Source organism: Streptomyces sp. NPDC051214, assembly GCF_040682375.1.
In the GTDB taxonomy this organism is placed as follows: domain Bacteria; phylum Actinomycetota; class Actinomycetes; order Streptomycetales; family Streptomycetaceae; genus Streptomyces.
This window is the reverse complement of sequence record NZ_JBFBAT010000021.1, coordinates 80,304-101,259: the sequence shown is the minus strand read 5'-3', so window position 1 is coordinate 101,259 and position 20,956 is coordinate 80,304. Positions and strand designations below refer to the sequence as shown.

The window sequence follows — 20,956 nt, the reverse complement described above, 5'->3', positions numbered from 1 at the left end:
CCGCTCCCCGGTACTGCTCCGGCTAGCGCCCCGCCCCCAAGGCCCCCCGCTGCGGCACGACACTCCCCGTGGGGACAGCCCTCTGCCGTGCGGGTGTACCCGTCCAGCACGTGCCCCTGCGGGACAGCAGGCGGCGCAGCCACAGCTCCGTGGAGACCAGGTCGGCCAGGCCGTCCAGCGGCAGCGGTTCTCCCTCTGCCGCCGCGCGCAGCGCCTTGCGGACGACGCGGGCCTCCACCAGGCCCGCCTGTGCGAGCAGGGGGGTGTCGAAGAGGGCGAGGAGGTCGTCCACCGCCACCCGCAGGCCCGTCCGCGCCGCCGCCGTGGACGACGCGTGGGACGGAGCGCCCCAGCCGGGCGGCAGTTCGGCCACCCCGGCGCCTTCGAGGACGGTGCGCAGGATCGCCGCCCGCGCCCCCGGCTGGACCCGCAGGGCCACGGGGAGCGCGCGGCAGGCCCGCACCACCTGGTTGTCCAGGAACGGCGCGTGCAGCCGCTGGAAGCGGACCTCGGCGGCCTGTTCGAGGACGCGCAGGTCGGCCGCGTGCCGGGCGAGCGCCGCGCGGGCCCGGAACTCCCCGGGCCGCTGGCCGGGTCCTGCGCCGGGGCGTCCGGTCGTGTCCTGGAGGCGAACCGATACTTCAGCGAGGGCCTCGCCCGTCAGCCACCGCGCGGCGGGCCCTGGTCTCGCCCACGCGAGCGCGGCGAGGGACGCACCCACCGCCCCGCCCGGCTCGTCGAACCGGCGCTGAAGGAGACGCTCGGCGAGCGAGTCGACGCCCGCGCGGTAGGACATCCGGGCGAGCTTGCGCGCGGCGCCGTACACGCGCGCGGGGACCATCACGGAGCCGCCGCCGGAGCCGTCCGCCTTCGCCAACGCGGCGACGGGGCGCACCAGATGGCGCCGCCTGCGGTCCATCAGGAGGTCGGCGAGGCGGGCCGGATGCGCGTCGAGCACCTGCCGTGCGCCGTACCCCGTGAAGTGGTCCGCGCTGCCCGAGGAGAGCCGCGCGCGGTGGCGCTGTGCCGTGACGAGGGTGGCGCTCGGCTCGTCCGTCAGAGGGCCGTCCAAGTCCGCGTACGGGAGGGCCTCTTCACCGGCGGCGACCACCACGTGGTGCAGGCGGGGGTTGGCCGCGATGGCGCCCGCCCGCTCCAGCTCGGCCTCACGGCCGGTGATCGCGAGGTCGTTGAAGGTGACCGCGAGGAGCCGTTCCCCCGCGCCCGTGCCATGGCCGAGGACCGTGCCGGGCATCCCCGGAAGCCCCGCGGCAAGCAGTGCGAGCGTGCCGGAAGCGGGCCCTCCGGAGAGGTCGGCGCCGATGCCGGGCACCGGCATCCCACGCGCCGCGCGCCGCTCGGCGGGGCCCATGCCGGGCACCGGCCCCGGGTCGACCTCCGAGGCTCCGGGGACGTGCCGCGGGGCGCCGAGGCGGGCGCGCACCGCCTCCACGAGCGCGTCACGGACGCCGTCCACCGCCGCGGTGGCGTCGGCCGCGGGCGCGGCCACCGCGAGGGACGCCACGTGTTCGTACCCGGCGATCTCCCGGCTGCCGGCGCGCAGGATCAGGGCGTGCCCCGGTGGCACACGGCGCACGCCCTGGTAGGGCGTCGAGTCCTGCAGTGCTTCCGGCACGTCGGGCGCCGCGAGGAGCGCCGCGAGGTGACCGATGTCCAGGTGCGCCTCGATGAGGTCGGCGAGCGGCAGCGCGGCCGTCGCGAAGGCCGTGCCCTCGGCCCACGGGGTGTAGAAGACAGGGCGCGCGCCCGCGAGGTCACCCGCGATCATGACGCGCCGTCCGACCTGCACGACCGCGGTGTAGCTCCCCGACCACGCGGTCAGGTGCCGCAGGGCGCCGCCCCGGGCGGCGAAGAGGCCGACCCTGAGTTCCTCGTCGCTCGCCCCGCAGGTGCCGAGGACCGCGATGCGGGTCTGTGCGTCCGCCTGCACCGTGCGCACCTCGTCGGCGCGCCAGTCACCCACCGCCCACAACGGGTCCGGGTCGCCCCACAGAAGTTGGGAGCCCACGGGATGAACGGTCTCGCCGTTCTCGCCGGTGGCCCCGGCCGAGCCCACCACCGCAGGCTTCACGGCAGTGCTGCTCCACCCCACCAACCACCGCATCGTTGCCTCCACAGGCTGTGGACAACCAGTGCATCGAAGAACTGGGGTCCCATGCTGCCACGAAGGAGGCGCGCGGGAGTGGCTACGGGGTCGCCCACGCTCCCGTTAATCTGCCGCGAGGGAGCGGTACTTGAAAGGCGCGACCACGGCGCATTCTTTGCGCCGGGGCGCACGACCCCGGCGTCCGAAGAGGCGATTTTCGGCCAAATCAGGGGTTGGCAGGCGCGCGGCGGAACCGTCATCGGCACCACACAGTCCGGGAGGCGGCGTTCGCCCCCCGGACCGGTCCGCCGCCCGCGGGGATGGAGGCGGCGGTGTCCCCCAGCCCACTGACTCCAGCGCAGCGGGCCGACCCACGCACCGACAATGGAAGCGCTCCCCTTATGGCCGGTGAAGAGCGCACACGCAGGCGCACGGCCACACACCCGGAGCACACCCCGGCACTCCCCCGCTCCCCTACCGGCAACAATCTCGCCATACGGAACTGCGCCTCTTAACGCTTGGGATTCGGCGAACTACGCTGTGTGTGCTGATGTTTTCGCGGAGGCATATACCTGGGGGCTCGGCCAAATGCTCTTGCGGCCGAGGTTCCGGGCCACGGCGGTCGTAGTCGCGGACGCCGCTGCCCCTGGGGGAACGCAGCACGAATGCCGTCGCGGTCAAGCCATCGCACGGCAGCCGTCTGTGTCGAGGGGTGGCGCATGTCCAGGGAGCAACGCGGGCCGAACGAAAAACTCGGCACCGTTCTCGCCCTCGCGGGAATCAGCAATGCGGGACTCGCGCGCCGGGTCAACGACCTCGGCGCCCAACGCGGGTTGACGCTTCGATACGACAAGACGTCGGTGGCCCGGTGGGTGTCCAAGGGCATGGTGCCGCAGGGCGCCGCGCCGCACCTCATCGCCGCGGCCATCGGACAGAAGCTCGGCCGCCCCGTCCCGCTGCACGAGATCGGGCTCGCGGACGCCGATCCGGCGCCTGAGGTGGGCCTGGCCTTCCCGCGCGACGTGGGCGCCGCGGTGAAGTCGGCGACCGAGCTCTACCGCCTCGATCTGGCGGGCAGGCGCGCGGGCAGCGGCGGCATCTGGCAGTCGCTCGCCGGCTCCTTCGCGGTGAGCGCGTACGCGACACCGGCCTCCCGCTGGCTGATAACCCCGGCCGACAGCTCGGTCGCCCGCGACGTCGTCCTGGACGAGCCCCGCGAGCTGGGCCACGCCGAGGACGGCGCGAACAGCGGGCATCCGATGAAGGTCGGCCACAGCGACGTGGTGAAGCTGCGCGAGGCCGCCGAGGACGCCCGGCGCTGGGACTCCAAGTACGGCGGCGGGGACTGGCGTTCGTCGATGGTTCCGGAGTGCCTGCGGGTCGAGGCGGCGCCCCTGCTGCTCGGCTCGTACTCCGACGAGGTGGGCCGCTCGCTCTTCGGGGCGTCGGCCGAGCTGACCCGGCTCGCCGGGTGGATGGCCTTCGACACCGGCCAGCAGGAGGCAGCCCAGCGGTACTACATCCAGGCCCTGCGCCTGGCCCGCGCGGCGGCCGACGTCCCCTTAGGGGGGTACGTCCTGGCCTCCATGTCCCTCCAGGCCACCTACCGCGGCTTCGGCGACGAGGGCGTCGACCTCGCGCAGGCGGCCCTGGAGCGCAACCGCGGTCTGGCCACCGCGCGCACGATGAGCTTCTTCCGCCTCGTCGAGGCACGCGCACACGCGCGCGCCAACGACGCGCAGGCGGCCGGAGCCGCCCTCCGGGCCGCCGAGGGATGGCTGGAGCGGGCCCGGGACGGCGACAACGACCCGTCCTGGCTCGGTTTCTACGGATACGACCGCTTCGCGGCGGACGCCGCCGAGTGCTATCGCGACCTGAAGGCACCCCGCCAGGTGCGGCGCTTCACGGAGCAGGCGCTCTCGCGGCCGACGGAGGAGTTCGTGCGCTCGCACGGCCTGCGGCTCGTGGTGTCGGCGGTCGCCGAGCTGGAGTCGGGGAATCTGGACGCGGCCTGCGAGCAGGGCACACGCGCCCTGGAGGTCGCCGGGCGCATCTCGTCCGCGCGGACCACGGAGTACGTCAAGGACCTCCTGCACCGCCTGGAGCCGTACGGGGACGAGCCGCGGGTGGTGGAGCTGCGGGAGCGCGCCAGGCCGCTGCTCATGGCCCCCGCGTAGTCCGCCGTGCCCGTGCACCCTCGGTATCCGTGCGCCGCCGGGACGGCGACAGCATTTACGCGCCCTGTAACCCCGCGGACCTCGCCGGGTTTGAGGGCGTTGTCAGTGGCGCAGTGCACTATCGGGGTGGGAGGTGATGCGGGATGGTCCGGGCCGTGGCGTACGACTGCGATGTGCTGGTGATCGGCGGCGGGATCGTCGGTCTGTCGACGGCGTATGCCATCACGCGTGCCGCGCCGGGGACGCGGGTCACCGTCCTGGAGAAGGAAGCGGGCCCCGCCAGGCACCAGACGGGACGCAACAGCGGGGTGATCCACAGCGGGATCTACTACCGCCCCGGCTCCCTGAAGGCGCGGTACGCGGTGCGGGGCGCCGCCGAGATGGTCAAGTTCTGCGCGGAGTACGGCATCGCGCACGAGGTCACCGGCAAGCTCATCGTCGCCACGGAGCGCTCCGAGCTGCCCCGCCTGCACGCCCTCGTCCAGCGCGGCCGGGAGAACGGCATTCCGGTGCGGGAGCTGGGCCCCGCCCAGATCGCGGAGTACGAACCGGAGGTGCGGGGCCTCGCCGCGATCCAGGTCGGCAGCACGGGGATCTGTGACTACGGCGCGGTGGCGGAGCACCTCGCGGACGCCTCCGGGGCCGATGTCCGGTTCGGCGCGGAGGTCGTCCGCATCGACCGCCGCGCGTCGCTCGGGGTGGCCGTCCGCACGGCCGACGGCTCCGTGGTGCGGGGAAAGGTCCTGGTCAACTGCGCGGGACTGCAGTGCGACCAGGTGGCCATGCTGGCCGGCGACGACCCCGGGATGCGGATCGTCCCCTTCCGCGGGGAGTACTTCGACCTGGCGCGGCCCGATCTTGTGCGGGGCCTGGTCTATCCGGTGCCGGACCCTGCCTTCCCCTTCCTCGGGGTGCATCTGACGCGGGGCATCGGAGGCGGGGTCCATGTGGGGCCCAACGCGGTGCCGGCGCTGGCCCGTGAGGGGTACGGATGGGGTGTGGTGCGGCCACGGGAGCTGGCGGGGACGCTGAGCTGGCCGGGGTCCTGGCGCCTCGCCGGGCGGCACTGGCGGTATGGGGCCGGGGAGCTTCGGCGCTCCCTCTCCAAGGAGGCGTTCACCACGGCCGTACGGAGGCTGCTGCCCGCGGTGACCTCGGATGATCTTGTGCCGGTGGCGGCGGGGGTGCGGGCGCAGGCCGTCTTGCGTGACGGGACGCTGGTGGACGACTTCCTCATCCGGGAGGGGGTGCGGGCGGTGCACGTCCTCAATGCGCCCTCACCTGCGGCGACGGCTTCTCTCCCTATCGGGAGGGCTGTGGCTCGGCGGGTGCTGGCGGTTCTGTAGGGCGTTCCCTGCGGGGCTCTCCCCAATCCCGCCCCTTCCCGAAACCGGGGCTCCGCCCCAGACCCCGTACAAGATGGCCTCAAACGCCGGCCGGGCTGAATCTTTCAGCCCCTCCGGCGTTCGAGGAGGGCCCTCGCGCCGAGCGACCCGCGGCGGAGCCGCGGATGTCACAGCCGGGAAGGGGCGGGGTTGGGGAAGATAAAATCCCCCCACTGTGTCTGAGTCAGCCCCCTCCCCCAGCAGCCCCCGCCCTCCCCGCCCGAAGGGCGAGCCCCGTTTCCCGGACGGTCCCGCCCCGGACCCCGCGGGGTCACACTTCGAGCGCCGCATCCGCAGCTTCCAGCCCCGGCGGAGCCGCGTCACCACAAGCCAAGCGGACGCGCTCCAGCGGCTGTGGCCCAAGTGGGGCCTGGACATCGACGGACAGCGCGTCCTCGACCTCGCCACGATGTTCGAGGGCAAGAGCGCCGTCGTCCTGGAGATCGGCTTCGGCATGGGCGAGGCCACCGCCCAGATGGCCGCCGACGACCCGCACACCGGCATCCTCGCCGTCGACGTACACACCCCGGGCCAGGGAAACCTCCTCGGCCTCGCCGAGCGGAACAACCTGGACAACGTCCGCGTCGCGAACGGCGACGCCGTCATCCTGCTCCGCGAGATGCTCCCGCCCGCCTCCCTCGACGGCCTGCGCGTCTACTTCCCCGACCCCTGGCCCAAGGCCCGCCACCACAAGCGCCGCATCATCCAGCCCGACTTCCTCGACCTCGCCGCGCCCCGCCTCAAGCCCGGCGCCGTGCTGCACTGCGCGACCGACTGGGAGCCGTACGCCGAGCAGATGCTGGAAGTGCTCACCGCGCACCCCGCGTTCGAGAACACCGAGGCCGACGGCGGATACGCGCCCCGCCCCGCCTTCCGTCCCCTCACCCGCTTCGAGGGCCAGGGCCTGGACAAGGGCCACGTCGTCCACGACCTCCTGTTCCGCAGAACAGGCACCCCCTGCGACTGAGGCGGACTGAGATACGGGCCACGCGCACCGAGACACCGTCGCGGCCCACCCCCGTCCCTCGTTAGGGTCAACGAGTGGCCACCCGTTCAGCGCACCCTCACCCCCCGATGCCCCCCGCAGGGCCCGCCGGGCTGCGGCACGCGCGCTGGTGGCAGCGGCGGGCGATACGCGCGGCCGCCCTGGTCACGCTGCTCGCCCTGTCGGGCCTGGTGATCCTGGCCCTGGTCAGGGAGCAGACCGGCACCCAGGGCTTCCTGGTCGGGCTCGGTCTCGCGACGCTGCCCGTGCCGCTCCTGGTGACCGCCTTCCGCTGGCTGCAGCGCGTCCAGCCGGGCCCCTGGCGGAACCTGATCTTCGCCTTCGCCTGGGGCGCCTGCGCCGCCGCCCTCATAGCCATCGTCGCGAACAGCTTCGCGACCCGCTGGATAGCCACCGCCACCGCCGACCCCACCAGCGCGGACACCCTCGGCGCGACGGTCATAGCCCCGATCGTCGAGGAGAGCGCGAAAGCCGTGGCCGTGCTGCTCGTCTTCCTCTTCCGCAGACGCGAGTTCACCGGCATCGTCGACGGCGTCGTGATCGCCGGCGTGACCGCCACCGGCTTCGCGTTCACCGAGAACATCCTCTATCTCGGCAGCGCCTTCGGCACCGACCAGCTCAACGGCGAGACCGGCATCGCGTCCGTGACGGCGGCGACCTTCTTCGTGCGCGTCGTGATGTCGCCCTTCGCGCACCCGCTGTTCACCGTGCTCACCGGAATCGGCTTCGGCGTCGCCGCGCTCGGCGCCGACCGGCAGAACTGGCGGCGCGTCCTGCTCCCGATCGCCGGGCTGCTCCTCGCGATGGGCCTGCACGCCCTGTGGAACGGCTCGGCCAGCTTCGGCGACTACGGCTTCTTCGCCGTGTACGCGACGTTCATGCTGCCCGCGTTCGGCCTGCTCACCTGGCTGGCGATCTGGACCAGGCAGCGCGCCCTGCGCGTCGTGCGCGCGGAACTGCCCGCGTACGCGATCGCGGGCTGGCTCACCGCTCCCGAGCCGTACGCGCTCGGCACGATGCGCGCCCGCACCCTCGCCCGCGACTACGCCTCGTACACCCAGGGCAAGGCCGCGGCCCGCGCGGTCGCCCAGTACGAGGCGTACGCGACGTCTCTCGCGCTCCTGCGCCACCGAGGACGCCGGGGCAAGGCGGGCGCCGACTTCGTCGCACGGGAGCGGGAGTTGCTGCACGCGCTGTGGGAGCGCCGCGAGGCAGCGCGCCCCGCCCTCGCCTACGCGGCCCGCGCGACGGCACCCGTGCTCGTACCGATGCCGCCGCCGTACGGGTACGGACACCGCCGGCCCTACCCACAGCCGTACGCCCAGCCCTACGCGACCCAGCAGCCCTACGCGCAGCCGCCGCACCCCTACGGACACCCGTACGCCCAGCCTGCGATGCCCTACCCGGCGTACAACCCCTACCGGGGTTAGGCCGAAGCCGCCGTCAGCGTCGACACCTCGGCGTCCGTCAGTTCGAGCTCGCCCACCGCGAGCAGCGCGGGCAGCTGCTCGACCGTACGGGCCGACGCGATCGGCGCCGCCACCGTCGGCTGGGCCGCCAGCCACGCGAGGGCGACCGTCGCGAGCTCGGCGCCACGGGACTCGGCGACCTCGTCGAGCGCGGCGAGCACCCGCCGGCCACGCTCGGTCTCCAGGTGCTTGCCCGCGCCCTCGGCCCGCGCGCTGTCGACCCGCGTACCCGGGCGGTACTTGCCGGTCAGGAAGCCGGAGGCGAGCGCGTAGTACGGGACGGCGGCCAGGCCCGAGCGCGAGGCGACCTGCTCCAGCTGGCCCTCGTACGTGTCGCGCGAGAGGAGGTTGTAGTGCGGCTGAAGGACCGAGTAGCGGGCGAGGCCCTCGCGGTCGGAGAAGTCCAGGAACTCCTGGAGCCGCTCGGGGGTCACGTTGGACGCGGCGATGGCGCGCACCTTGCCGGACGTCACGAGGTCGTCGAGCGCGGCGATGACCTCCTCGACCGGGACGGTCGGGTCGTCGTAGTGCGTGTAGTAGAGGTCGATGTAATCGGTGCGCAGGCGGCGCAGCGACTCCTCGGCACCGGCCTTGATGGTGTGCGCGGACAGGCCCTTGAAGTCGGGGTGGGCGCCGACCTTGGTGGCGAGCACGACGTCGGAGCGGTTGCCGCGCGCGGCGAACCAGTTGCCGAGGACGGTCTCGGACTCGCCGCCCTTGTTGCCCGGCACCCAGGCCGAGTAGACGTCGGCGGTGTCGATGAAGTTGCCGCCGGCGGCGGTGTAGGCGTCCAGCACGTCGAAGGACTGCGCCTCGTCGGCCGTCCAGCCGAAGACGTTGCCGCCCAGGGCGAGCGGGAAGACCTCGAGGTCGGACGAGCCAAGCTTGCGGAGAGAAGTCATGAGGAGATCAACGCCCTCGTGGACCGCGGCATTCCGCGCAAGGGGACGTGCGTTCCATCGGGTGGGGCCGCGCACGCCGAACCGGCAGCCCTGACGTCGGGGGGTTGTCGCCAGGACCGCCGGGGTTCCGGGGTTGCTCATATGGACTGGTGCCTCAGATGGACCGGCGCCTCAGATCGACTGGCCCTTGCCGCGCAGCCACGCCGCCGGGTCGACCCCGGTGGAGTCGCCGCCCGGGTGGACCTCCATGTGGAGGTGCGCGCCGGTGACGTTGCCGGTGGCTCCGACGCGGCCGATGGTCTCGCCGGTGGTGACCTTCTGGCCTGCGCTGACGTTCATCGAGGACTGGTGGCAGAACCACACCTCGGTGCCGTCGTCGAGTTCGAGGACCGTGCGGTAGCCGTACGCCCCCGCCCAGCCGGCCTCCTTGATGGTGCCGGAGTGGACGGCCTTGATGGGCGTGCCCGTGGGAGCCGCGAAGTCCAGGCCGGTGTGGTAGCCGGAGGACCACATGGAGCCGGGCTGACCGAAGGTGCCGGTGAGGGTGTACGAGGCGACGGGCAGGGTGTAGCTCTTCGCGAGCTTGGCCAGGCGCTCGGCCTCGGCCTTCTTCTTGGCCTCGGCCTCGGCCTTCTTCTTCGCGGCGGCCTTCTCGGCGGCGATCTTCTTCTCGGCCGCGGACTGCTTGGCGGCGGCCTGTTCGGCGGCCTGCTTGACGGCGGCTTCCTCGGCGGCCTTCTGGACCGCGTCGTCCGCCTGGTCCTGCTGGTTCTCTGCCTGCTCCATGATGCGGGCCCGCAGTGCCTCGCCCGCGTCCGTGGTGCCCTGCTCGGTGTCGGCGGCGCTGAGGCCGGCGGCGCTGAGGGGCGCGGCGGCGGTCACCACGCCGTTGTCCGCGGAACCCGCGTCGGCCGAGTCGTCGGCTATCAAGGACCCCACGCCCGGAAGCGACTTGGCCTCCGGCAGCGAGTCCGTGACGGCCGAGAGGTCCGGCATCGCGATGGAGACCGGGGGCTTGCCGTCCTGCGCGGTGGCGATGCCGCCCGCGCCGACGGCGGCGATGACGCCTACGCCGAGAACCGTGGAGCTGCGGGCGAGCCCGCCACCACCCCGCTTGTGCACGCGGTGCCTGCCGCGGACGGGACGGATGGACTCCTCGGTGGGGTTCCATTCCTCCCAGGAATTGTCGTCGTACCCACCGAAATCGTCGTCATTCGGTACGTAAACGCCTTGGGGGGCAGGGCGGTTGGACGCCACTGGGGCGCACTCCTTTCCTTCCTTCTCGCCTACCGGGTTAGCTGACGGGTTCGGAGCAGGAAGGTCTCCTACGAACATCTGGCACGGATGCACAGATGCCCGATTCACCCCAATTAGTGGTTCCCCGGCTCCCTTTCGGGATTAGGCGCGTGCGCGCGGAGCCGACTCGAGTGACGGCTGGGACGACCGCGCTGCGTTATCGAACGTTAATAGACAGCAGGCCGGTATTCCAAGCTGTTCCGACTGATCGTTAACGCTCATGGCCCGTACTTATCGGGACACCGGGGGCCGGAACGGGGCGAGTTGACCCCACTTCTTCACACACCGGAGCTTCACATCTCCTTGACAGTACGTCAGTTGTTATGCGGAGGGGTGTCCTTCCGTCACGGCCGGTGACAGGGGCCGCCGCACCGCGAGCAACGCCATGTCGTCGGTCCCCCCGCCGCCGGTGTGCCGCCGCACTTCCTCGACGAGCGTCGTCAAGAGCGCGTCCGGACCACCCGGCCCCGGGAAGATCCGGCCGCCGAGCCGCGCCGCCGGGTCGTAGAACTCGCCCCGGGCGTCGCGCGCCTCGCAGAGCCCGTCGGTGTAGAGCAGCAGCATCGCCCCCGGCGGGAACTCCGTCTCGTCCGCACGGTCCGGCCAGGCCCCCAGCTCGCCCATCCCGAGCGGCAGCGCGGGCTCGGTGGCGGACAGGACGCACAACCGGCCGTCGCCGCGCAGGAGCAGCGGGCCCGGATGCCCGCGGTTGATGAGACGCACCAGACCGTCGCCGTGCGGGATCTCCGCGAGGACGGCGGTCGTGAACCCCTCGAAGGCGTCGAGCCCGTCGCGTCGTGTGCCCTCCCGCGCGAGGGCACGCTCCAGGCGCTGCGCCACGGCCTCCAGCGTGGCCTCCTGCTCGGCGGCCTCCCGGAACGCCCCGATCACCACGGCGACGGCCGCCACCGCGCCCATGCCCTTGCCCCGCACGTCACCGACGATGACGCGGACGCCGTGCGGGGTGTCCTGCACGGCGTACAGATCGCCGCCGATGAACGCGTCGGCCTCCGCCGCCTCGTACCGCGCCGCGATGTCGAGACCGCCGATACGGGGGTCCGGCTGCGGCAGTACGGCGCGCTGGGCGGCCTCGGAGATGGAGCGGGCGGACGCGAGCTGTTTGTCGCTGCGGCGTACGACGCGGTTGATGACGACGGCGAGGACGGCGACGGTCACCACCGTGATCAGTTCGGTGACGGCCTCGACGTCGGTCGTGGTGTTGGTCTTGAAGTGCAGGGCGAGCACGGCGGAGCAGGAGGCGGCGCCGATGAGGAGGGTGCTGAGCAGCGAGTAGAAGGGCGCGGCGATGAGCGGGGCCGCGGTGAACAGGGGCACGGCGGTGAACCTGGGCGGGGTCGAGACGTCGTACACGATCCCGGCGACGATGAGCAGCAGGGGAAGAGCCCGCACGAGCGCCCGCTCGTGCCGGACGTCGGGACGCTTGCCGCCCCCGCCGATTTCTCCTCGCTGCCCCACTCACTCAGGGTTCCCGGAGGGGCGGCGTGGGGCGACCGGTGTGGGCCGACCGGGTGAGCGACTTCCGTCGGGGCTCACGTCGGCGGAAAACACCGAAGGCCCGGATCCATTTCTGGATCCGGGCCTTCGGTCTTTAGTAGCGGGGACAGGATTTGAACCTGCGACCTCTGGGTTATGAGCCCAGCGAGCTACCGAGCTGCTCCACCCCGCGCCGTTGAATGCAACTCTACGCCATCAGGGGGAGTGAAAGCGAACCGGTTACGAACCACCTGGAAACGGAGCCTTTCAAGGGAGCCTTCTGAAGGGTCGGTCGCCCCCGCTCACACGTTCTCGGCGTGTGTCAGCGTCTCCCAGGCCACGAACAGGTCGTCCGTCCCCTCGGGCCGCTGCTCCTGGGTGAGCCTCTCCGTCTCCGGCAGGGCGAGCCGCAGCCGTTCCCGCAGGTGGTTGAGGCCGACCTCGGTGTCGGGCCCCATGTCGCGCCGCACCGTGCCGCCGCACAGCCAGTCCGGCGCCTTGGCGCCCAGCTGGTACCGGGAGTGGAATTCCAGCGCGGCCCGCAGCCGCTCCTTGACCTCGCCGTACAGGTCGACGCCCTGGTGCCAGGCGGTCTCGGCGATGTGCGCGGTGGCCGCGAGGGAGTAGCTGGCGTGCTTGAAGTTCCGGCAGGTCTCCTGGGAAAGGCCGTCGGCGAATGTCTTCTGCCCGAACCAGTACTTCTGGAGCTTCTCCGCGGTATTGATGCCGCTGCCCGCGGGTGACACGGGCAGCGGGCCGTCCGACTCCAGATAGAAATAGGCGGGCACGCGGGTCCTGAAGTGCGTCACCGCCTTCTCGAAGGACTCGTGGTCGTCGAGGAAGACGGCCATGCTGATGGTCGCGTCGGCCATCAGAAGATCCCAGTTGCCGTTGAAGTCGGCTGCGCCGTCCCGCACTTGGGGCAGGTAGGCGTTGCGCAGCATGCGCTCGAAGCGGAGGAGTTCGCCGTCGGTCCAGCCGTCGTAGGTGTACCGCACGGCTTCGGCCGCGCGTGCCCACGAGGAGGCGGCCCAGGCCGTCTGGAGCCCGGCGTTGGCCTCGGTATGCCGCGTGATCACCCGCGCCCAGGCGTCCATGATCTGCACGGCCTTCTCGGCGTGCGCGCGGTCGCCGGTGACGTTCCAGAGCAGGGCCTGCGTGTACGCGGCGATGGCGTCCTCACGCTCTTCGACGCAGCCCCGGCCCGCGCGGGCGCCGGCCGGGCACGCGACGACGGCGTACGGCTTGGCCGTGTAGTCGTCGGCGCCGTACCTGCTGTCCCGCATCCGCTCGAACGCCGTCAGCCAGGGCTGCTCGCGCGCCGCGACATGGGCGCGTACGCGGTCCAGCTGGGCCTTGCTGACGAGGACCCCCGGGTGCGCGAAGGCAAGCTCGGCGGGCCGAGCCCGGTCACTGGCTCTCCCACTCCCACTCCCGCCCCCGGACCCCCCGCAGGCCGCCGCGACCCCGACGAGCAACGGCACGAGCACCATCACGAGAGCCCGCCGTACGGAACCCATGCTGCACCTCCGGATCGGCCACCTGCCAGGCACAGCGTCACTCGCGAGGGCCAAGGGCGCAGTCGAGGCGGGTCCGTTCGGGCGACCGGCGGCGCGTGACGCCCTGGACCGGGCGTCGTTTGCCAGCTCATGAAGAAGATCATCACCGCAGGCATGCTGGTCATCGGCTCGCTCGCCCTGGCGGCACCGGCCCACGCCGACAACGACTCCAACTTCGGCGGCGGCGTGAACGCCACCAACAACTGGAACTTCACGGCAGCCGCCGTGTGCCTCCAGGAAGTCGCCGTGGTGCCGGTCCTCGGAGACTGGGTGAGCGACCACGCCAACAACTGCTCCAACGGCAACGTCATCGACCACGCCCGCGCCGCACTGCCCGCCTAGGCCCCGGCACTCACCCCTGAACACACCGAAGGCCCAGCTCGGGGACCTCCCCGAGCTGGGCCTTTGCGGTAGACCGTGTGGGACTCGAACCCACAACCAATGGATTAAAAGTCCACTGCTCTGCCAATTGAGCTAACGGTCCGTGCGGACGCACCCCCCGAGCATAGCCGCAGAGGCCCGCCCATCCGATCGGGTATCACCTCCCGGGCCCGTCGCACGGTCGCGAGCCACCGGTCAGTCCGAGGTTCCTCCGGCGCGCAGCACCGCCACTTGCCGCTCACTGAGCGCTCCCGCATACGCCTGCACGTCGGCGATCCGGCCGTCCCAGAACCGGCCTTGGCCGTCGGCCGTCGGCACCGAGCGAGAGACCCCGCGCACGCCGAAGGGCCCGCACAGCAAAGCTGTGCGGGCCCTTCGGTTCAACTGTTCAGCAGGCGTCAGCCGTTGCGCTTCCAGCGCGGCTTGTCGTCGCGGCGGCCGAAGGAGCCGGTGCCCGTGCCGGTGCCGGACGTGCCCGAGTTGCGGTTGTACGACGGGCGGTCGTGGCCGCCGGAGCGGAAGCCGCCCGAGCCGCCCGCGGGGCGGTCGTCGCGGCGGTCGCGGTTGAACGGACGGTCGCTGCCACGGTGGCCGCCGGAGGGGCGGTCGTCGCGGCGGAAGCCGGAGCCACCACGGTCGTTGCGGTCACGGTTGAAGCCACCGCCGCCTTCGCGACGGTCACCGCCACGGAAACCACCCGAAGAGGGACGGTCGTTGCGGTCACGGTTGAAGCCACCGCCACCCTCACGACGGTCGCCACCACGGAAACCACCACGGTCGCCGCCCGACGGACGGTCGTCGCGGCGGAAGCCGGAGCCACCACGGTCGTTGCGGTCACGGTTGAAACCGCCACCGCCCTCACGACGGTCACCGCCACGGAAACCACCCGAAGAGGGACGGTCGTTGCGGTCACGGTTGAAGCCGCCGCCACCCTCACGACGGTCGCCACCACGGAAACCACCACGGTCACCGCCCTCACGGCGGTCGCCGCCGCGGAAGCCGCCACGGTCACCCGACGCACGGTCGTCACGGCGCTCGAAGGAACGGCCACCGCGGTCGTCGCGGCGCTCACGCTCGTAGTTGCCGCGCTCGTCACGCTGCGGACGGCGCTCCTCGCGCACGGCCGCGGGCTGCTGCTCCGGCACGGAGGCAGCGGCCTCGACCTCGGCCTCGGCGGCGGCGGTGGCCTCGGCGACCGCGGTCTCCGGGTCGTCGCCACGCTCGCGGGCGGCACGCGCGGTGAGGCGCGAGGCCTCCTCGCGCAGCTCCGTCGCGCGACGGGTCGCGCGCTCCAGCTCCTTGGTGAGGTCCTTGACCTCACGCTCGGCCTGGGTCGCCGCGTTGCCCGCGGAGTCGGCCTGCACCTCGGTCATCGAACGGGCGCCGGTGATCTCGGCGACCTCCGGGTCGAAGGTGCCGCCGCCGTTGATGATGTGACGCGTGGCGTCGACGCCCGCGTCCTCCATCAGGCGGAAGATCTGGCGGCGCTGGTGCGGGAGGGACAGGGACACGACCGTGCCGCTGCGGCCCGCGCGGGCCGTACGGCCCGAGCGGTGCAGGTAGTCCTTGTGGTCGCCGGCCGGGTCCACGTTCAGGACCAGGTCGATGCCGTCGACGTGGATGCCGCGCGCGGCGACGTCGGTGGCGACGAGCGCGTTGACGTAGCCCTTCTTGAAGTCCTCAAGAACGCGCGTACGAGCGCCCTGCGTCATGCCGCCGTGCAGCGCGTCGGCCTTCACGCCGGACTCGCAGAGCTGCTCGGCGATGCGGTCCGCGCCCAGCTGGGTGCGGACGAAGATGATCGTGCGGCCCTTGCGCGAGGCGATGGCGGCCGTGACGGGCGCCTTGTCGCGCGGCTTCACGATCAGGATGTGGTGGGTCATGGTCGTGACGTTGCCCTGGGCGCTGTCGACCTCGTGCGTGACCGGGTTGTTCAGGTAGCGCTTGACCAGCGTGGAGATCTCGTTCTCCATCGTGGCCGAGAACAGCATGCGCTGGCCGCCGGACGGAACCTGGTCGAGCAGCTCGGTGACCTCGGGCAGGAAGCCCAGGTCGGACATCTGGTCGGCCTCGTCGAGCACCGCGATCTGGGTGTTCTCGAGCGAGCAGGCGCCACGGCTGATGATGTCGCGCAGACGGCCCGGGGTGGCGACGAGGATGTCGACGCCGCGCTCGAGGGCGTAGATCTGGTTGCCCATCGACGTACCGCCGCAGACGACCTTCATCTTCAGGCCGAGCACGTCGCCGTACGGCTGGAGGGCGTCCGCGACCTGCATCGCGAGCTCACGCGTCGGCGTGAGGATGACACCGCGGGGCTTCTTCTTCTCGGTGCGGCCCTCGGAGGCCAGCGTCGCCAGCATCGGCAGGCCGAAGGAGAGGGTCTTGCCGGAGCCGGTGCGGCCACGGCCGAGGATGTCCTTGCCGGCCAGGGCGTCCGGGATGGTCGCGGCCTGGATCGGGAAGGGGGAGGTCACGCCGTTCTGCGCGAGCTTGCGGACGATGCCCTCGGGCAGCCCGAGGTCACCGAAGGTGGGGCCGGTCTCCGCCTCTTCGGCGGCTTCTTCGACCTCGGCGGCGGCCTCGGCGGCAGCCTCGGTCTCCACGACGACCTGCTCGGCGGCCTCCACGACGTCGGCGACGTCGGTGGCCTGGACCGTCTCGACGGCCTCGGTGACGGTCTGAGCCGTCAGCTCGTCGGTCGTCTCGTTCTCGGGCAGGACGGCGTGGTCAGAGTGAGAAATGGACATGCGAAATGCGAAACCTTCCGGAGTCTCGGCACGCGCCCGTCAACTCCGTGATTTCGCAATGGACCGCCTCGATGCGGTCAGCCACGGCAAGGGAGAGTACGCGCCACGCGGCGCTCTTCTTTTTCGGCGCCGGGCAAATGGGATCAAACGATCTACCACCATACGCACCCACCCCCCCAGAAGGCAAACCGCACCCTCCGGGGCACCTTGGATTCCACCCCTTACGACCTGTCTCACCTGCGAGGAAGCGGGTTTTCGGAACCCCCTACGCAGGACCCGCCTCCGGTGACGGCTCACGAGACCTGAGCCCCTCCGACCGCTCCCCCAGCTGAGTGTCCTGCTTCGGAGGCTCGTGCGCCGACGACGAGGGCTCCGGGGTGGGCTCGGGAGTCGGCGTGGGGGTCGGCTTCGGGGGGTCGGGCGTCGGCGTGGGGCGCGGCGCGTCGGGCTTGGACCTGGTGGGCGAGGGGCGCCCGTCGCTCGTCGGCGGGGCAGGGTTCCCGCCGCCGGACGCGGAGGCCGAGGCTCGGGCGGCGTCGGAACCGGACCCGCCGCGCGCGCCCGAACCGCCCTTGCCCTTGCTCTTCCCCTTGCCGCCCTTGCCGCGTTTGCCACCCTTCGCGTCATCGCGGCCCCCGCTGCCACCACCGGCGGAATCCGCGCCCGGCGTGACCCCTCCGCCGTCCGGGGCGGCCGCCGCGCTGCGCTCGCCGACGGACCGCGCGGGTCCCGGCTCACCGCCGTCGTCGTCGCCGATGCTCATGCAGCCCGCGGTCGCCATGACGGCCACCGCCGCCGCGGCCAACCGGACAGGAACGTACAACTGGCGCACGGCCTAGCACCTCCGAGGCGCTGAGAAGCGGGGACGCCCTACCCAACTCCCTTGCCCCGCAAGAGGACACGGACCGGCGGACGGACCTGCCGCCTTCCGTCAGCCGTACCCCAGGGCGTGCAGGCGCTCGTCGTCGATCCCGAAGTGATGTGCGACTTCGTGCACGACGGTGATCTCGGTCTCCGCGACCACGTCCTCGCGCGACGCGCACATGCGCAGCGTCGGCCCCCGGTAGATGGTGATCCGGTCCGGCAGCACGCCCGCGTACCACTCGCCCCGGTCCGTCAGCGGGGTTCCCTCGTAGAGCCCGAGCAGCTCGGGGTCCTCGGCCGGCGGTTCGTCCTCCACGAACACCGCCACGTTGTCCATCAACCGCGTCAACTCGGGAGGAATCCGGTCAAGCGCCTCGGCGACCAGTTCCTCGAACTCTTCCCGCGTCATCTCCAGCACACCCCCATTGTCGGCCACCGCCCCGCATGGCCGCCCCTCCCCATGGGCATACGGGCCCAATGGCCCGCGACTTCCGTGCGCTCGCCGCCCTCGTACGCCACTACCGATCCCGCCACCCCCGCCCGGTCGGCGAACTCGTCAGTCCTCCGCATCCCTACGGCCGCGCACTGGGCCTGGTCGCGGTCGTGCTGTTCGGCGCCTGGCTGGGCCTGCTGATCGTCGGCAGCGTGCACGCGCCCGTGGGGCCGATGGACACGCGAATGACGCTGCGCCCCTCGCTCACCGGCGGCACGAAGATCGACGTCTCCCCGCTGGGCGCCCTGGAACTGCGCTCGCACATCGCGCCCATCCGCCTGGACGTGGACGTGGACCGCCTGGACCCGGTCCGCTCCCAGGCCCTGGTCGACCACCCCGAGCGGATCGCGGGACTCCAGGACGAGGTGGCCAAGGACGTCGGCCACGGCACGCTCGACCTGGCCGTGCGCTCCTGCGCCGCCGTCGTCGCGGGCGCCACGGCGCTGGGCCTCGCGGTCTACCGGCGTCCGCGCCGGGCCCTCGCGGCGGGCGGTCTCGCGCTGGCCCTGCTCGCCGCGTCGGGCGCGGCGGCGTACGCGACGTGGAACCCGAAGTCCGTCCTGGAGCCGAAGTTCTCCGGCCTCCTCAGCAGCGCGCCGTCGGTGGTCGGCAACGCGCGCTCCATCGTGAGCGAGTTCGACGTCTACCAGCAGGAGTTGGCGCGCCTGGTCACCAACGTGACGAAGCTGTACGACGCGACGTCGACACTGCCCGCGTACCAGCCGGACCCGTCCACGATCCGCGTCCTGCACGTCTCGGACATCCACCTCAACCCGGCGAGCTGGAAGATCATCGCCTCGCTCGTGGAGCAGTACGACATCAACGTCATCGTCGACTCCGGCGACACGATGGACCACGGGAGCGCCGCCGAGAACGCCTTCCTGGACCCGATCGAGGATCTGGGCGCCCCGTACGTCTGGGTCCGCGGCAACCACGACTCGGCCACCACCCAGCGCTACCTCCAGCGCATGAAGAACGTGCACGTACTGGACGAGGGCAGGGCCGTGTCGGTCGCGGGCCTGCGGTTCGCCGGGACGGGCGACCCGCAGTACACCCCGGACCGCTCGGTGGCGGCGGAGGGCAAGCCCGTCGAGGAGATGGCGGGCATCCGCCTCGCCTCCGCCCTGCGCGACCAGCAGACGGCGGGCACCCCCGTGGACGTGGCCGTCGCGCACAACCCCGATGCCGCGCGGGAGACGGACGGCGAGGTGCCGCTCGTCCTGGCGGGCCACGTCCACCATGCGGAGATGGAGGTCATGGACCGCGGGACCCGGCTGCGGATCGAGGGGTCCACGGGCGGCAGCGGGCTCCGGGCGGTGGAGGGCAAGTACCCCGACCCGGTCGAGACGTCGGTGCTCTACCTGGACCGGGAGACCCGGCGGCTCCAGGCCTGGGACGAGATCAAGCTGGGTGGCCTCGGGCTGACGAAGGCGGAGGTCAGCCGCCATCTGCCGAAGGAGAACCAGCCGGGGGCGACCCCCTCGCCGGCCCCTCCGGGGCGCTCCCCGGGGAGCGGTTCCCCGGCCCCCCGATAACCGTTTTGGCGATAGCTCCCCGCATCCCATATGCTTCTCACGTCCCCGACGCGCTGCAAAGCGCCCAGGTGGGCCCTTAGCCCTCATCGTCTAGTGGCCCAGGACGCCGCCCTTTCAAGGCGGTAGCACGGGTTCGAATCCCGTTGGGGGCACGCAACACCTTGTGCGAGACTAGTGCTCGCACAACGCTTGGTCCTGTGGAGCAGTTTGGAGTGCTCGCCACCCTGTCAAGGTGGAGGCCGCGGGTTCAAATCCCGTCAGGACCGCTTGCGATTCCACGCGGATCGCGTGGCTGGGTAGCTCAGTTGGTACGAGCGATCGCCTGAAAAGCGATAGGTCGCCGGTTCGATCCCGGCCCCAGCCACCTCTTCGAAGGCCCCGTCCGATGGACGGGGCCTTTCGCGTTCCCCCGGTCCGTTCACCCCGCGGGGGCGGCCGCATGGGCCGCGGGCTTCTCCCGTCCGCCGGGGTGCCGGTGCCGCCAGACCCAGAACACCGCGGACGCCAGGACCGCCCACCCCGCGAGGACCAGGAACGGGAACGCGTGCTGGTGGCTGCCGAAGTACACCGCCGTGTGCTGCGCGTTCACCGACGCCCCCGGCGGCAGCCACCGCCCGATGTGGCCGAGCACCGAGGGGAGCAGGGGCCAGGACACCGCGCCGCCCGACGACGGGTTGCCCAGGAGCACCATCAGGCCCCACGTCGGGATCATCGCCCAGCGCCCGAACAGCGTGTTGAACATCGTGAAGACCATCCCCGACGCGAACATCGTCAGCGCCAGGATCAGCCACGACTCGACGAACGGCAGGTTCACCGCCCCCAGCCACCAGTCCACCACCGCCGCGATCACGAAGCCGCCGAGCAGCGAGTAGAGGATGGTGAAAGCGATCCGCTCGGCCGGATTCAGCCCGCGGGCGTGCACGCTGAGCTGGATCGCCCCGACGAAGCCGATGATCACCGCGGCGAGCGAGATGTAGAAGATCGCGAGACCTCGCGGGTCGCCCTCCTGGAGGGGCTTGATGTCCTTCACCGTCACCGGCACCCCCACCTCCTTGCCCACCTTGGGCGCGGCTTCCGCGAGCACCTGGGCGACCGAGGCCCCGGAAGCACCCGAGACGTCGAACGTCACCTTGTCCCCGCCCCCCGGAGCCACCGCGAGGATCGCGAAGACCTTCTGCTCGGCCACCGCGTTGCGCGCCGCGGCGACGCTGTCGTACTCGTGCACCTCCAGGGAGGCGTTCAGCGCCTTCTCCATGCCGTCGAGGAACGCCTTGCCCTGGGTGGCCTCCTCGGCGCCGACCACCGCGGTGGGGATGTGGTGCGGGGTCGGCTTCGCCATGGAGTACGTGTACGAGCCGGCGAAGAGGCCCGCGGCCGCCGCCAGGATGAACACGAGGACGACCGCTGGCAGGAAGGGCGAGTCCTTGAACGACGACCACCGCTCACGCCCGGTGGGAGCCCTTCCGTGGGCGCCGTGAGCGCCATGGGCTCCGTGCCGGTGCTCTTCGTGATCAAGCTGTTCAGCCATACGAATCAGGCTA

At 71.9% G+C, this 20,956-nt stretch carries 15 protein-coding genes, 5 tRNA genes and 1 riboswitch; of the genes, 9 read left to right on the top strand and 11 right to left on the bottom strand.

Annotation, left to right across the window (positions count from 1 at the left end; translation table 11 throughout):
- Nucleotides 1-22: 22 nt before the first annotated feature.
- Entirely contained in the window at nt 23-2,125 is a 2,103-nt protein-coding gene (locus AB0M70_RS38635; RefSeq protein ID WP_365827890.1) for an asparagine synthase-related protein, read from the bottom strand.
- A 701-nt stretch (nt 2,126-2,826) separates the two neighbouring features.
- Here AB0M70_RS38635 and AB0M70_RS38630 point away from each other — a divergent pair.
- The 4 genes from AB0M70_RS38630 to AB0M70_RS38615 all read left to right on the top strand — a co-directional run bounded on the left by AB0M70_RS38630 (nt 2,827) and on the right by AB0M70_RS38615 (nt 8,105).
- A complete protein-coding gene (locus tag AB0M70_RS38630; RefSeq protein WP_365827888.1) occupies nt 2,827-4,284 on the top strand; it encodes an MFS transporter in 1,458 nt (485 codons plus the stop codon).
- Nucleotides 4,285-4,427: 143 nt separating this feature from the next.
- Nucleotides 4,428-5,630, top strand: a complete 1,203-nt coding sequence (gene lhgO, locus AB0M70_RS38625) for an L-2-hydroxyglutarate oxidase (protein ID WP_365827886.1) — start codon at nt 4,428-4,430, stop codon at nt 5,628-5,630.
- Nucleotides 5,631-5,844: 214 nt separating this feature from the next.
- The gene (gene trmB / locus AB0M70_RS38620) at nt 5,845-6,636 is read left to right on the top strand and encodes a tRNA (guanosine(46)-N7)-methyltransferase TrmB (RefSeq protein WP_365827884.1); all 792 of its coding nucleotides are present in this window, start codon (nt 5,845-5,847) and stop codon (nt 6,634-6,636) included.
- A 107-nt stretch (nt 6,637-6,743) separates the two neighbouring features.
- Nucleotides 6,744-8,105 (top strand): PrsW family glutamic-type intramembrane protease, encoded by a 1,362-nt coding sequence (locus AB0M70_RS38615; protein ID WP_365827882.1) that lies wholly within the window; start codon nt 6,744-6,746, stop codon nt 8,103-8,105.
- Here AB0M70_RS38615 and AB0M70_RS38610 read toward each other — a convergent pair.
- The 5 genes from AB0M70_RS38610 to AB0M70_RS38590 form a co-directional block, all read right to left on the bottom strand.
- Nucleotides 8,102-9,046, bottom strand: coding sequence for an aldo/keto reductase (locus AB0M70_RS38610; RefSeq protein WP_365827880.1), 945 nt, complete (start codon nt 9,044-9,046; stop codon nt 8,102-8,104). The genes AB0M70_RS38615 and AB0M70_RS38610 overlap by 4 nt on opposite strands.
- Before the next feature lie 171 nt (nt 9,047-9,217).
- Nucleotides 9,218-10,303, bottom strand: coding sequence for a M23 family metallopeptidase (locus AB0M70_RS38605; protein WP_365827878.1), 1,086 nt, complete (start codon nt 10,301-10,303; stop codon nt 9,218-9,220).
- An 11-nt stretch (nt 10,304-10,314) separates the two neighbouring features.
- Nucleotides 10,315-10,461: riboswitch (cyclic di-AMP (ydaO/yuaA leader) on the bottom strand.
- Between the two features lie 202 nt (nt 10,462-10,663).
- On the bottom strand, nt 10,664-11,800 hold the full coding sequence (locus tag AB0M70_RS38600; RefSeq protein ID WP_365827909.1) for a PP2C family protein-serine/threonine phosphatase: 1,137 nt from the start codon (nt 11,798-11,800) through the stop codon (nt 10,664-10,666).
- 155 nt (nt 11,801-11,955) lie between these two features.
- Nucleotides 11,956-12,029 (bottom strand) — tRNA-Met (locus AB0M70_RS38595).
- 109 nt (nt 12,030-12,138) lie between these two features.
- Nucleotides 12,139-13,356: an alginate lyase family protein gene (locus AB0M70_RS38590; RefSeq protein WP_365827876.1), complete on the bottom strand. Its 1,218-nt coding sequence runs from the start codon at nt 13,354-13,356 to the stop codon at nt 12,139-12,141.
- A 129-nt stretch (nt 13,357-13,485) separates the two neighbouring features.
- Between AB0M70_RS38590 and AB0M70_RS38585 the strand changes: the two genes are divergently transcribed.
- Nucleotides 13,486-13,737: a hypothetical protein gene (locus AB0M70_RS38585; RefSeq protein WP_365827874.1), complete on the top strand. Its 252-nt coding sequence runs from the start codon at nt 13,486-13,488 to the stop codon at nt 13,735-13,737.
- Between the two features lie 69 nt (nt 13,738-13,806).
- Here the strand turns inward: AB0M70_RS38585 and AB0M70_RS38580 are convergent.
- From AB0M70_RS38580 to AB0M70_RS38565, 4 genes are all read right to left on the bottom strand, one after another.
- Nucleotides 13,807-13,879 (bottom strand) — tRNA-Lys (locus AB0M70_RS38580).
- A gap of 295 nt (nt 13,880-14,174) precedes the next feature.
- Nucleotides 14,175-16,523 carry a DEAD/DEAH box helicase gene (locus tag AB0M70_RS38575; RefSeq protein ID WP_365827872.1) on the bottom strand — a complete coding sequence of 783 codons (2,349 nt, stop codon included), beginning with the start codon at nt 16,521-16,523 and terminating at the stop codon, nt 14,175-14,177.
- A 265-nt stretch (nt 16,524-16,788) separates the two neighbouring features.
- Nucleotides 16,789-17,355 carry a hypothetical protein gene (locus AB0M70_RS38570; protein WP_365827870.1) on the bottom strand — a complete coding sequence of 189 codons (567 nt, stop codon included), beginning with the start codon at nt 17,353-17,355 and terminating at the stop codon, nt 16,789-16,791.
- Between the two features lie 99 nt (nt 17,356-17,454).
- Nucleotides 17,455-17,805, bottom strand: a complete 351-nt coding sequence (locus AB0M70_RS38565; RefSeq protein WP_365827868.1) for a metallopeptidase family protein — start codon at nt 17,803-17,805, stop codon at nt 17,455-17,457.
- A 59-nt stretch (nt 17,806-17,864) separates the two neighbouring features.
- Here AB0M70_RS38565 and AB0M70_RS38560 point away from each other — a divergent pair, with 59 nt between their 5' ends.
- From AB0M70_RS38560 to AB0M70_RS38545, 4 genes are all read left to right on the top strand, one after another.
- A complete protein-coding gene (locus AB0M70_RS38560) occupies nt 17,865-19,415 on the top strand; it encodes a metallophosphoesterase (protein WP_365827866.1) in 1,551 nt (516 codons plus the stop codon).
- Between the two features lie 79 nt (nt 19,416-19,494).
- Nucleotides 19,495-19,567, top strand: a tRNA-Glu gene (locus AB0M70_RS38555).
- Between the two features lie 39 nt (nt 19,568-19,606).
- Nucleotides 19,607-19,681: transfer RNA gene (locus AB0M70_RS38550), tRNA-Asp, on the top strand.
- Between the two features lie 24 nt (nt 19,682-19,705).
- Nucleotides 19,706-19,779, top strand: a tRNA-Phe gene (locus AB0M70_RS38545).
- Nucleotides 19,780-19,833: 54 nt separating this feature from the next.
- Here the strand turns inward: AB0M70_RS38545 and AB0M70_RS38540 are convergent.
- Entirely contained in the window at nt 19,834-20,943 is a 1,110-nt protein-coding gene (locus tag AB0M70_RS38540) for an ABC transporter permease (RefSeq protein ID WP_365827864.1), read from the bottom strand.
- Nucleotides 20,944-20,956: the final 13 nt, after the last annotated feature.